Here is a 12,810-nt window from a genome sequence, read left to right as displayed (position 1 = left end):
GCTACATTCAGTATACTCATACAAAAAAGTCACCTCGCTATTGCGTGATGACTTGATGACTTTACACTTGAACGGGTACCTCTTCGACTTCTTTCACAAGCACACTGCTAATTCTACGTAATCCTTCCTGAAGGACAGAACGGGGACAAGCCAGATTCAACCGAATGCAACCCTCACCATTGGCTACAAACATATGACCATCTTCGAGCAATACACCCGCTTGCTCCGCGAAGAATAAAGGTAAACTTACATGCTCGGGAGCATATGCCGAGATATCAATCCAGGCCAGATACGTGGCTTCCGGGATGTGAAAGACAGCCAGTGGCAGATGCTGCTTCACATACTGTTCTACGCAGGCGAAATTGGCGTCTAGATAACCTTTTAATTGTTTCAGCCATTCATCACCCGTTTCGTAAGCCGCTTGAGTGGCAGCGATGCTCAGTGGGTTTTTGAAACCATAATGGCGTGCCTGCCAGATATCTCGAAGTTCCTTATTCGGAATGATGACATTGGAGAACATCAGACCAGCCATGTTGAATGTTTTGCTCGGAGACATACATGTAACGATTCGATCCGTATCGGGAAACAGCTTCGCAAGTGGCGTATGTCTTTTTCCAGTCCGCAGCAGATCACAGTGAATTTCATCTGAAATGACCCATACATTGTTTCGCAGGCAGATCTCACCCACACGTTGTAACTCTTCCGTTGTCCAGACACGTCCAGATGGATTATGCGGGTTACAGAAAATACATACCCTTACCTTCTCATCCTTCGCCTTGGCTTCAAAATCCTCAAAATCAATGGAGTAACGCCCCTGCTCGTTGATCATATCCGAACACACCAGTTCAAGATTGTTATGCTCCGCAGCTGACTTGAAGAAACCATAAGACGGGGTCACGATCATTACTTTCTCATCCGATTGACAGATATATTCCACCAATTCATATAAAGCGGGAATGATCCCGTTTGAGGTCTCCAAATGCTCCTTCGCGAAGGACCAGTCATAGTATCTTTTCATCCAGTTCGAGACAGCTTCATAGTATGCCGGATCAAATACCTGAGAGTAACCCATAATTCTACGGTCCAGACGCTCCTTAACTGCATCCAGAATCTCGGGAGGTGTGGCAAATTCCATATCTGCAATCCACATGCGAATAAATTCTTCATCTTTGAATGGAAAAGTCATGTCCTCTGTCGCGTTAAAAATATATTGACGGAAACCATCCGTATTCATGGCATTTGTACCTGTGCGGTCGATAATCTCATCAAAATTATATTTCATAGCTTCTGCTCCTCTATCTGCTTTACTTTTTCATTGTCGTTTCATGTCGTATTACACCTATTATTTCATGATGCAGGAATTGCATCAAATGCAATACAATCTATTCTGACGAAACAAATGAAGCTTATTGTTTCTTCAAAATAGGTATTTCCGAGAAAAAGTGATATATTTCTCATATAACATCATTTTATGAATGACTTTCATCATTTTCACGTACTCTCAAGAAACATTGGCATAAGGAGAACCGGTTATGAACAATATCAATCAGGAAGTTGGCAAGAAAATACGAAACTTTCGGAAGTGGCGGGGACTGACCATTCAACAGCTTGCGGATCAGATCTTCAAGAGCAAGGGCACGTTATCCAAATATGAGAGCGGAGATATTACACTTGATCTGGTCACGTTACATCATATTGCGAACGCGCTCAACATTCAGGTGGAGCAACTCTTGTACCAAGAACCGAGGCATGCATCTCCCCTGATGAATGCCGTCCCGTCCAGCTTTTTCAAGAACTCAACCCGTTTCTATTCCTACTTCTATGACGGGCGTAACAACAGTCTCATTCGGTGTGTCATTGACATGATGGCTCAGTCGGATGCCAACCGTTATCGCACCGTGATGTATATGAATGTGAAGGATTTTGAGAACTACCAAGAGTGCGAGAATATGTATTGGGGCCACACCGAGCATTATGATACACTGACCACGCTAATTTTGAAAAATCAGGCCACGCCGCTGGAGAATCTATATATTAATATTCTGGCATCTTTTCAGGAATCGGAGAAAAAGTGGGGACTGATGGCAGGTGTCTCCTTCAGGCCTTTCATGCCTATCGCGCTCAAAATGTTATTCTCCAGAACCCCGCTGCCCGAGAACCAGGAGTTATATAATGAATTAAAAATCTCAAAGGAAGATCTGCGGACCCTGAAAATATACAACATGCTTGCTGTCACCTGAAGAACGCAGAGCGTCACACATTCTCATATCATATGGGATGGAGACAGTCCCTCCCCATTAGAAAAGGCACTTCTATAAGCTGTTGAAACCAGCTCATAAAAGTGCCTTTCGCTTTGATGCCTATTCGATCCGGGAATAAGCGAGACTAACGCTTAGTTTTTAATTAAATCCAGCGTCTCGTCAAACATTTGCTTCTGTTCCTCAATCTTGTTCTCATTACCGATCACGCAGCGCTGTTGCTGCTCAAGTATGGCCGATAAAAGCTCAGCAAAACCGATAATGTCGCTTTCCTTTGTGCTTAACACTTCGTCACGTTCCTGTTGCAGATCTGCTTCCGTCACATTCGACAGATAACACTCCAGGGAGAATGCCCCTTCGCCATAAGGTGTTCTCGGCGTATCTAGATCCTGGATCGCACCAATGATGTAACGTGTCATTTCCCGCTCGTCTGCCCGGAAATCGGTTAAATATTGCGGTATCTCTTCATACACTTTGTACGTTTTATCCAGGTTCGGATCACGGTACGATGCAACGTAGCTGTCTCCGTTCCGTCTGAAGCCTGACATACAGCCATAAGCTCCACCTTTGGCGCGGATATTGGTCCACAAGTAATCCAAGGATAGAATGCCCTGCAAAACCCGTAGTGAACCGGTGTATTGATATCCTTTGTCGATATAATTACCCGTTTGCACCACGTACTGCACCTCTGAAGGAGAACGGAATCCTTCCTTATGAGTAGCCGGTGTGAACGTAAACTCTTCCTTGGCAACCTCATGTGTGAACAGCTTCGCTTTCAGATCGGAAACCTGTTGTTCCAGTCCTTCATATCCCTGCTCATCGGCAGTGTAACTGACAAGCAAGTTCTCCGGTCTGAAAATATACCCCGTTAACTCTTGCAGGCTGGAAGATAACTCTTCTTTTCTAGCCTCAAAATTCGCCTGAAGATCCTCAAGCCACTGGTAAAAGGCAATGCCACTCACAGCTTCTCTGAAATCCGCAACCGCTGAATGTTTGGACGATGACCGACCAATTCCCGCAGAGTGTCCGCTATTGATCAGATTACGTTGCAGATTACCTTTCATCTGAGAGATGATCTCATACAATCGCTTCGAATTATCGAATCGGGATGTGAACACAATTTCTTTGATCATATCAAAGGCAAATCCAAGCTTGTCATATAACACTTTTGCGTTGAACTCATAGGTAGCCTTGAATTCATTGTGCTTATGCGCGTTGGCATAAGATCCAATCCCGCTATGAATACCGCCCGAATGGATATGGATTTCATTGGACAGTTCATTGAACGAGTAGTTTTGAGTATCCACGTAACCCAGTACATTTTTCAGCAATCCTGCATACGGCAGGAGATGACGTGGCACTTCTTTGATATCAAACAGCAGTCTCAGATAACCAATTCCGTTGGTGTAAAGGTTATGATGGAGAATGGTTGTGCCGTCGACCTGGTTCACCGTTTGATGCAACGTAGAGGCTTTTGGTTCAATATCTTCAATCGATAACGTCGGAATGACCTGCTGCTGCTCTTTGGTTGAAGGTGTATTCTGATACTCGGCGAGTGCTTCTGTTTTCTGAATCAACGTCTGAACTTCTTCCTCACTAAGACCGGACTGAATAGTTTTCAGACGTTCTTTCAATGCTTCCTCCTTGCGTGAGTTCAGCCCCTTATCCGGGGTAAGCGCCACAAAAGAAGTATGTGTGTTCTGCAAAATATATTTCTCAATCAGTTGCTCGAAGTAACCTTCGTTCATTTTTGTCCGCAGTTCAGCAAATACGTCATTGGCTTCCAAATGAGTGAAAGGTGCTTCTTCATCGTACAACCAGCTTTGCAGGGAGGAGAATCCGTAGATCAGGCCTTTCGGCATTCTGCCATAGTCCGCTTCCCTGTGATTGAACTCATACGAGTTAATTCCAGCAAGCAGCGCTTTTGGATCAAAGCCTTCTTTTACCACACGCTCAAGCACTTCTTTGACCGTTCCCAGGAAATCCTCTTTGCTCGCTAGATTACTCTTCTTCAGTCCCACAGTGAACACAGGCTGATACAGGCTGTCATCATACGAACCATAGACGTCCTTCGCAATTCCTTTATCCAGCAAAGCCTGTTTCAATACCGCTCCCGGAGCGTTCAGCAGGGCGTATAACAGAATTTGGAACGAAATGTTCAGTTCCTTGTCCAGACTTGTGCCGATCACCGCGTTATAGGTCAAGAAGCTGTTATCCACTTCCGATTCCGTACTTCCCGCAGAGTAAGTCTTAACTGTGTCTACCCGTTCTGCAAAGGCAGGTTGAAGTTGAATGGCCGAATCAATATCGATTCGATCATATGCACTAAGGTAGTTCTCATCAAGCCATTGCAGCTTCTCTTCCATATCCATATCCCCGTAGAGATAGATGTAACTGTTGGAAGGATGATAGTATCTCGTGTGGAAATCCAGCAGCCCCTGATAGGTCAGATCCAGGATAGCTTCCGGGAACCCGCCAGACTCGGAGGAATAAGTGGTATCCGGGAAAAGGGAGTTCAGCACTTCTCTGCGCACCATTCGTTCCGGTGAAGAAAAGGCACCCTTCATCTCGTTATATACAACTCCGTTGTAGGTTAACTCATCGTCAGCAGAGGTCAGGTTGTAGTTCCAGCCCTCTTGCAAAAATATCTTTTCATTCTCATAAATATTTGTATTTAATACCGCATCCAGATATATATCCATTAGGTTATGGAAGTCATGATCATTACGACTCGCGATCGGATAGATCGTCTTATCGGGATACGTCATGGCGTTAAGGAATGTATTCAATGAACCTTTCAGCAACTCAACAAAAGAATCCTTGGCCGGAAATTTCTTGGACCCACAGAGCACGGAGTGTTCGAGGATATGGGCTACCCCTGAATTGTCTTCCGGAGGTGTGCGGAAACCGATACTGAATACTTTGTTGTCGTCCTGATTGGACAAAAGTACAATTTTGGCTCCGGATTTCTGATGTTCCAACAGATACGCATCCGATTTCAATTCTTCGATTCTGCGCTCCTGTAACACCTTGTATGGCTTAAGCTGTTTCATCATAAACTTGAGTCCTCCGTCCATAAGATTGTTTTATTGGTTTTGTGACTATATCGTTCAGCAAGGTAAAGGTAATATATGCCTACGGATAGTATACACCATTGTTCCGTCTCTTCATAAAAGTCAGATAAATGTACCTTCTGATATGTATTATGTAGGGTTTATGTTTATGAGCTGCATGGTGATGTGGTCTACAATGAAGTGACATTGATATTAAAGAACATAAAAAAAGATCGCATGCAGCTTGGTTAACAAGCGTCATGCGATCTTTTCTTTTTAAGATGCCGAGGACCGGGATCGAACCGGTACGGTAGTCACCTACCGCAGGATTTTAAGTCCTGTGCGTCTGCCAATTCCGCCACCCCGGCATGGATATTATTTCTTGGCGACAAGAAATATCTTACCATGAACTAATTAACTTTGCAACACCTTTTATTAAAAATAATAAAAAAATGAAACAGGCACTGCAAGCGTCAGCTCACAGTGCCTAGAAAGTCCGAGTTGCGGTCCCGGACTTCCGGTAAACCAATCTATATTAAGGGAGGTGTGAGATAAGAATACCTCCCCAACATTAAAGAAACCTAAAATCAGCCTTAAATTAAACTAAAAAAGTAAAATAGGTCGAACACGAGCCGCTTCTTCCTCACTACACTCCACGATAACCAAGATATGGTCCTTTAACAGCCAATCTTCGTAATACCGCGCATCCTCCTCCGAGATCCCCGCTTCAGTCAGTGTAAGCACCAAATCATCAGTCTCACTCCCAATCTCATTACCAGCGAGCCTGCGCACTGCATTTCCGATCGACATCGTCTGATCCATTCGCTTCCCCAGACCAGCCAATATGCCTTTCAGAGCGCCAAAGGCACCATCTGTTCCGGCACCCTTCAGAGGTTTGGGCAACCCCGTCTTTTCGCTCACCAGCTCCAGATTAAGCTGCTCCTTTGCCACCGCTCCTAAATATTTATCCTTGATGCCTTCCTCTTTCACCTGATTCAGCATCAATATAGCCTCGTTTTCGGTACGGGCCAGCCCAATAATCAATTGTGTCATTCCGTTCCCCTCCTTTTACCCTAATATAACCCCGTAATGCCCATTCAAAAACGGATACACGCCAGCTATGACAAATCACCTAGAAGATTGTTGATTTCTCTTCTGGAAATCTATACCTAGTTCTGATAGACTAGATAAAGAAGACAAATTAACCATTGAAAACATTGACATATGGATTTAACATCTCATAATCAGGAGCAATGACTTATGAAAAAAGAGGTAGAAATTGCCATCCGGCGCAAGCAACAGATTATGGTTCGTAATACAAGCGGTCAGACGGTAACCGGTTTTCCCGAGCGCACCGCTGATACATCCATTCTCTCCTTACGTACCGTTCACGGAAGTCTGTGGATTCCGTTTGATGAGGTTGAACATGTTACACGTCTGTTAAGCATCCGGTCTCATCATTTAAGCGGAATGCAACTCGTATAGTCGGATCTGTAATTCTAGAAACTCACTTCCCTTATAAAAAAATACGTTAACTAGATCTATTTATGCCAGCACTTTATACCAAAAAACCAGACGCATGCACGTCTGGTTTTTCTCTTCTACTTATCCTGTAACATACCGCCACTTACCTCACAACAAAGGCCCTACTATCATTGTTTCTGCCCACCCATATCCTGTTGTTACTTCACTACAAACTTCACTCGTGTTCCATCCGGATATGTACTTAACTGATTCCCTACCCATGAACCCGCACCGCGATTATCCTTCGGGGTAATGTACTGGATATCTGCACCTGTGCCTCCCTCAGCGCACATCGCCATAGGCCACTCGTCACGATCCTTACCTTTTTTGACCGGAACACCCTTGAGTGATAGATCCCGATTGCCTTCAGCTCCACTACGATCAATGGTGCATACATCCGAATGCCCTGCCTTAATGGCAGCTTTAATATGATTGGCTGTTTCGGGATAGCGCTCTGAAGGGAACGTAATGGTGTGGTCCACACTCTTATTAACCCCTCCGAATGGATTAGGTATCTCCTCCGGCCATTCTCCCCCTGCCCAGGCGTAGAGGGCTACCAGCAGCATCGCTACCAGTGTCAGTACCTGCTTTTTGAAGCCTTGTTTACCTTTTCGTTTTCGTCCAGTGCGTCTCTTACTCATGCTGTGTCTCCCCCATTCAACACTTGCATTATAACAGAACGCCCGTTCGTAAAACAATCCAATAAAATGTAAATCAGGACCACCCGTCCAACGGGTGGTTTGCTCTTGGGGTATAACCCCCTGTTGCCAAACTGCGCCTAAAGACGCTAGCCTGACAGCAGGGCTGTTCAGGCTCAGTGTTATTTGTCACTTTCACTTACCAGTTAAACTGGTCTTACTTCTTTTTGCTCCGATTACTGCTGAATGGATCTTCGTATTCTTTTACACTCAGCTTATCTAACGCTTGATCATGTGCTTCTTGCTCACGAATATACTTTCTTACCGTTGCTTCATTTAGACCCACTGTACTCATATAGTACCCTTCTGCCCAAACTTTCGATTGCCGTATTTATACTTGAGCTGGGCATGCTTCTCGAAGATCATGAGCGAACTTTTTCCCTTTAGATATCCCATGAACGTTGAGACAGCTATTTTCGGTGGAATCGCTACCAACATGTGAACATGATCGGGCATCATATGACCTTCTATAATTTCTACTCCCTTGTACTTACATAGACGTCTAAAAATTTCGATTAAGTCTTTTCTCACTTGATTATAGATTTCTTTCCGTCTATACTTCGGGGTGAATACAATGTGGTATTTGCACATCCACTTTGTGTGAGCTAGGCTGTAGCTCTTGTTTGCCATTGAAGACCATTCCTTTCTTTGAGCCTGAACATCTCAATTTTATCGGAATGGTCTTGGTGGTCAAACCTCAGGTCCCTCCACCCGCATAGCGGGTGGTTTTTTGTTTCGCGCGTTACACGCACTCAACTGGCTAAAGCCATAAATAAAAAAAACAGCCGAGACCGCCCGGCTGTCCTGCTTGATTATCCTACATTGGGAATGGCCTGGTGGCGCAGCAAGGGCAGTGTCACCTCAAACTGTGTACCTTTCCCTTCTGTACTCTCCACCGAAATCTGACCATTCATCAGTTCCAGCAGTTCTTTGCAGATGGTCAGACCAAGACCGCTTCCGCCAAATCGGCGCGCATGGGAGATGTCGGTCTGGGTAAACGCATCAAACAATTGTTCGATCTGATGCTGAGGAATGCCAATTCCCGTATCACGCACAGAGAATACCAAAACTATGGTATCCATGATTTGTTGCCTCACATCAACCTGTAACTGCACTTCACCTTGTTCTGTGAACTTGACCGCATTACTCAGCAAATTATCCAGTACCTGCCGAAGTCTTAGCGGATCACCGATAAGCACATCAGGAACATTCAGATCAGCATGACAGAGCAAACGTATGTGTTTATTCTGTGCGGCAGGTTCATGTGTCTTCACAATCTGTTGAATTAGCTTCAATGGTTGAAACTCAATGTTTTCAACATCCATTTTGCCTCTGCCCAGTTTCGCCATATCCAGGCTATTGTTAATGATGCTAAGCAGCGCCTCACCTGATTGACGTGCAAGCTCCAGATATTCTTTCTGCTCATCCGTAGTTTCACCCATACTGGCAAGTTCGATCATGCCCATAATGCCGTTAAGCGGGGTACGAAGCTCGTGATTTAGCTTTCCGATGAATTCCAATTGCCCTCTGCTGTTCATCTCAGCCATGGAAGTTGCGAACTTCAACTGTTGTTCGGCATACTTCCGTTCTGAGATATCGTATTGAATGCCTACAAAATATAAACACTCTCCGGATTCATTAAAGATCGGGTCAATATTCAGTTCGTTCCAGAACTTCTGGCCACTTTTTGTATAATTTAAGATATCAATCTTAATGGACTGTTGTTTCTTTAATGCATCACGAATCTGCATTACCGTTTCGGGGTCTGTATCCTGCCCTTGCAAAAATCGGCAATTGTGTCCGACAGACTCTTCATACGTGTATCCTGTCAGTTGGGTAAAGTGTTCGTTTACATACATGAGCGGAAGCTCAGGCAAGGTAGCATCGACCACCGTCACGGAGGACTTCACTTTCGAGATGATAAATTCCCATTGTAATGAGAGTTGATTATGTTGGCTCATGCCTTCCTCCTTCATCTCACACACATTAATGTTTATATATTCTGCAATCGTACATTATAAGGAGAGAAAACTAACCAAACGGAATGTGTTGATATTAAATCAATATATTTTAATTGTAACACAGTTATTCAAGTCATGTGGTTCTTGGGTAATAGTTGATAATTAACATTACACAATAACCTAACTACTCATTAGGAGGAACATACATGAAATTTCTGTTAATTATCATCATTATCATTTTGATTGTAGTCTTTTTTACCAGACGCAAACGTTAAGATGAGATTCGTTATGTAAGTAAGAAAGGAAGATGGGTATGAGAACCCTCTTTTTTATATTCATGGTACTCTGTATCATCAATTTCTGTTTCCCAAAATTCGGCTGGTATCTGCGCTATGGCTGGATTTTCCGCGGTGAGGCCGAACCCAGCAGGCCTTATATGACGATGGTGAGAACGACCAGCCTGCTGATGTTACTTATCGCCTTCACACTCACCATGGCATGAACTATAACCATTAGAAGATGACTGCCCTGTTGGGCAGTTTCTTTTTTTGAGCTGAAATGACGGGAAAATGATAACTTTGTTTGTGGTGCAATGATGACAATGCCCGTAATATAGATATATCGTTTCGGAAAGGACATCATTGGCATGAACATCGCATTTTATCCGTATTGGGCCGCCAAAACGCTGCTCTCGCTTATTAATGTCATATATATCATGGTCATTACTACGTTTATTTACAGTCACACTGGATCGGTACTCTATGCTGCAATGTTTCCACTAATTCAGATCATTACACGTATAACAGCAAGTTTCACTTTGCCATTACTTGTGAACCATTTCCCATTCTCCAAACTATTGATCCGCATTTCCATAGCCAAAACATTAATCATGACCTGTATAGCCATTTCGTTGAATCACTTGATTTCACAATTGCCGCTTTTATTGCTCGCAGTGGTCATACTATCCTTTTTGGACGGATGGGAAACCCCGTTACTGAAGACTTTAACGCCACAATTGGTTCAAGGTGAAGATCTTATAAAAGCAAATAGCCTACTATCCGTCTCCAATCAGACTGTAACCATTGTCGGTTATGCCATGACGGGATTCGCCGTGATGAACTGGGGGGCGGCACAGACCTTCTGGGCAGCTACAAGCCTGTCCTGGGCCGTTCTGATCTTCATGATTACCATGGGATCGCTCACACGGAATGTAGAACAACCCCACAAATCTGCTGTATCGCGGAAAGTATTTAGGGAAGGTTGGAGTATACTTTGGAAGAATCCATCATTACGACTGATTACGCTTATGGACATTGCCCAGGCACTTACGGGCTCCATCTGGATCGGAGCTGTTACGCTGGCCTTTGCAAAAGAAGCTCTGGGACGAGGAGAAGGTTGGTGGGGACTCATGAACTCGAGTTACGCTGCTGGAACCATGCTTGGAGGTATTCTGGCTCTTGCACTGGCCAAACGTATTCAGAAGCATCTAATCGCTAGTATGACCATGGGTTCTCTTCTCTTCAGCCTGCTGACCGTAGTTTATGGTCTAAACAACCTGCCATGGCTCGCTCTGGTGTTATGCATACTCATGGGTCCAGTTCATCAGATTCGTGATGTGGCTCAGCAGATAGCGCTTCAGAACAGTGTACCTCTCGAATCTCTAACCAAGGTATACGCCACCCATGGCGTCCTAATACCCGCGGTAATGAGTGTATCCATAGTCATCTTTGGTCTAGTCGCTGATCAACTGGGTGTTCGATGGGTATACCTTATCGGTGGAGTCTTGTTTATTGTGTCTGCGTTATGCTCATTATCGTTGAACAGGGTTCACAGGAACCAGCCCATTGTTAAACATACGAAAAATATGTAAATCAAAAGAGACGAGCAACATTCTGCTCGTCCCTCACAATCTCAATCCAATCGATAATCGGTCAGCGGCCTGCCTTTTTTATAATACAAATTAGGTGACAATATATTGAAGAAAATATGCACATCCGGCATGTATGCTTCTTCCAAAATAGCTTGCACCGACGATGCAATCCGATTATGAATCTCCTGGTCACGTTGAAACATCAGAATCTCTATAGAAGCCGGAGAAGGTGTTAGCGCTTGTACATCATGACGCTCTGCCTTCATTCTCTCCCTTGGAATATGAGTAATTAGGGCCATCTGCTCTGTAATTTGGGGTACAACTTCCTCTAGCTGAGGACCTGTGAATCCTTTAAAGCGAATAAACGGCATTGCTATCCCTTCAATCTCTGTTAATAGTCTCTTATGTGATTTTAAGCACATTGTTTTCAGTTGTCAAATGTCATGGATGGCATATGTTGCTTCTTATAAACAGGAAAAGCCCCGCTGAAGTCTCAGCGGAGCCACTGTTTGCACGTTTCTATACGTGACTTACAGCCAGAAAGATTTTGTGATGATCACGAGCAGGATGAAAAGCACAAGAATTGCACTTGTAGAAGTCCATCCGCCGCCGAATCCACCAACATTGCCACAACCGTATCCAACTTGACTCATTTGATTGGCCTCCTTTGAATTTCAAGGTATGCCATAACATATGCGTATTACGCGCAAGTGACCGGGCGAATCGGAAAGTTCATCAGCCCATTCATACGGGTTTCATGCTTGGTAACTTAACCAGATGAGTCGATGGAGATTTTCAGTTGTTTTTCTTGTGACTCCTGAGGTGAAGGGTCTATACTTCCTCTGTCCAGTAGGATTGTACGAGTACGTGTATCACTTCGGGATGCCAGAACAACCTCTCCATCAGGTGTTATACAATAGGCGATCGGAATGGAGATCTTGCTATCACGGTACGAACCATCCGCATGGCTTGTCCCCATGACAACACATCGATGCTGTAAAGCGATCTTACGTGCCTCTTCAACCCACTCACTGTACTGCCCTTCACTGAACATACCCACACCAATGGAATGCATCACAATGTCCACGCTTCCTAAATTCTCGTTGCGAAATCCTTGCAGGACCAGCTCATCACACAACAAAGTGCTTATCACCCAGCCTTGTTCCTCAACCATCTCAGCAGGTGTATATTTAGCTTTCTCCAATACAATCTCTCCAGCCTTACTGATGATGATTGATCGGTCCTTCGGACGTTCGTCCAGTCTGCGATGACCTGTTACAATCATGGTTCCATATGCAGCTGCCAGGCGGCAAGCGTCTTCGACATTCTGGTTCAGATATCCTTCAGGAAAGAACAACACATCCGCATCAGGGTGTTGCTTGAGTTCGGCTTCAAGCTGCAGCACATGCTGTTCCAGCCTCGGTTGTCCAATGATAATCTTCATCC

At 44.4% G+C, this 12,810-nt stretch carries 12 protein-coding genes, 1 tRNA gene and 1 pseudogene; 4 read left to right on the top strand and 10 right to left on the bottom strand.

The features are described from left to right. Positions 1–61: 61 nt before the first annotated feature. A complete protein-coding gene (locus QF049_RS01710) occupies positions 62–1,282 on the bottom strand; it encodes a MalY/PatB family protein (protein ID WP_307534378.1) in 1,221 nt (406 codons plus the stop codon). 250 nt (positions 1,283–1,532) lie between these two features. Between QF049_RS01710 and QF049_RS01705 the strand changes: the two genes are divergently transcribed. After that, positions 1,533–2,240 (top strand): helix-turn-helix domain-containing protein, encoded by a 708-nt coding sequence (locus QF049_RS01705; RefSeq protein ID WP_017687366.1) that lies wholly within the window; start codon positions 1,533–1,535, stop codon positions 2,238–2,240. A 152-nt stretch (positions 2,241–2,392) separates the two neighbouring features. Here the strand turns inward: QF049_RS01705 and QF049_RS01700 are convergent, their stop codons facing one another. The 3 genes from QF049_RS01700 to QF049_RS01690 all read right to left on the bottom strand — a co-directional run bounded on the left by QF049_RS01700 (position 2,393) and on the right by QF049_RS01690 (position 6,364). Then, positions 2,393–5,314, bottom strand: coding sequence for an insulinase family protein (locus QF049_RS01700; protein ID WP_307534376.1), 2,922 nt, complete (start codon positions 5,312–5,314; stop codon positions 2,393–2,395). Between the two features lie 279 nt (positions 5,315–5,593). After that, positions 5,594–5,679, bottom strand: a tRNA-Leu gene (locus QF049_RS01695). A 235-nt stretch (positions 5,680–5,914) separates the two neighbouring features. Beyond that, the gene (locus QF049_RS01690; RefSeq protein ID WP_124116048.1) at positions 5,915–6,364 is read right to left on the bottom strand and encodes a general stress protein; all 450 of its coding nucleotides are present in this window, start codon (positions 6,362–6,364) and stop codon (positions 5,915–5,917) included. Positions 6,365–6,571: 207 nt separating this feature from the next. Here QF049_RS01690 and QF049_RS01685 point away from each other — a divergent pair, with 207 nt between their 5' ends. Beyond that, positions 6,572–6,796, top strand: a complete 225-nt coding sequence (locus tag QF049_RS01685; protein ID WP_017687353.1) for a hypothetical protein — start codon at positions 6,572–6,574, stop codon at positions 6,794–6,796. A 197-nt stretch (positions 6,797–6,993) separates the two neighbouring features. On the opposite strand, the gene QF049_RS01680 is transcribed toward QF049_RS01685, so the two are convergent. The 3 genes and pseudogenes from QF049_RS01680 to QF049_RS01670 all read right to left on the bottom strand — a co-directional run bounded on the left by QF049_RS01680 (position 6,994) and on the right by QF049_RS01670 (position 9,494). Then, positions 6,994–7,476 carry a NucA/NucB deoxyribonuclease domain-containing protein gene (locus QF049_RS01680; protein ID WP_307534374.1) on the bottom strand — a complete coding sequence of 161 codons (483 nt, stop codon included), beginning with the start codon at positions 7,474–7,476 and terminating at the stop codon, positions 6,994–6,996. 214 nt (positions 7,477–7,690) lie between these two features. After that, positions 7,691–8,163, bottom strand: a pseudogene (gene tnpA / locus QF049_RS01675) (IS200/IS605 family transposase). Between the two features lie 182 nt (positions 8,164–8,345). Next, positions 8,346–9,494, bottom strand: coding sequence for a sensor histidine kinase (locus QF049_RS01670; RefSeq protein WP_307534372.1), 1,149 nt, complete (start codon positions 9,492–9,494; stop codon positions 8,346–8,348). Between the two features lie 313 nt (positions 9,495–9,807). Between QF049_RS01670 and QF049_RS01665 the strand changes: the two genes are divergently transcribed. Both QF049_RS01665 and QF049_RS01660 read left to right on the top strand, forming a co-directional pair. Next, positions 9,808–9,996 (top strand): DUF6199 family natural product biosynthesis protein, encoded by a 189-nt coding sequence (locus QF049_RS01665; protein ID WP_124116435.1) that lies wholly within the window; start codon positions 9,808–9,810, stop codon positions 9,994–9,996. 144 nt (positions 9,997–10,140) lie between these two features. Then, entirely contained in the window at positions 10,141–11,364 is a 1,224-nt protein-coding gene (locus QF049_RS01660) for an MFS transporter (RefSeq protein ID WP_307534367.1), read from the top strand. Between the two features lie 41 nt (positions 11,365–11,405). On the opposite strand, the gene QF049_RS01655 is transcribed toward QF049_RS01660, so the two are convergent. The 3 genes from QF049_RS01655 to QF049_RS01645 form a co-directional block, all read right to left on the bottom strand. Then, on the bottom strand, positions 11,406–11,735 hold the full coding sequence (locus tag QF049_RS01655) for a DUF1904 family protein (RefSeq protein WP_091028528.1): 330 nt from the start codon (positions 11,733–11,735) through the stop codon (positions 11,406–11,408). A 159-nt stretch (positions 11,736–11,894) separates the two neighbouring features. Next, on the bottom strand, positions 11,895–12,017 hold the full coding sequence (locus tag QF049_RS01650; protein WP_083679583.1) for a sporulation protein YjcZ: 123 nt from the start codon (positions 12,015–12,017) through the stop codon (positions 11,895–11,897). A 116-nt stretch (positions 12,018–12,133) separates the two neighbouring features. Further along, on the bottom strand, positions 12,134–12,808 hold the full coding sequence (locus QF049_RS01645; RefSeq protein ID WP_307534364.1) for a hypothetical protein: 675 nt from the start codon (positions 12,806–12,808) through the stop codon (positions 12,134–12,136). Positions 12,809–12,810: the final 2 nt, after the last annotated feature.

Origin of the sequence: Paenibacillus sp. W4I10, from assembly GCF_030816325.1 — a bacterium.
GTDB classification, from domain to species: domain Bacteria; phylum Bacillota; class Bacilli; order Paenibacillales; family Paenibacillaceae; genus Paenibacillus; species Paenibacillus amylolyticus_B.
This window is presented reverse-complemented; position numbering and strand designations above follow the sequence as displayed.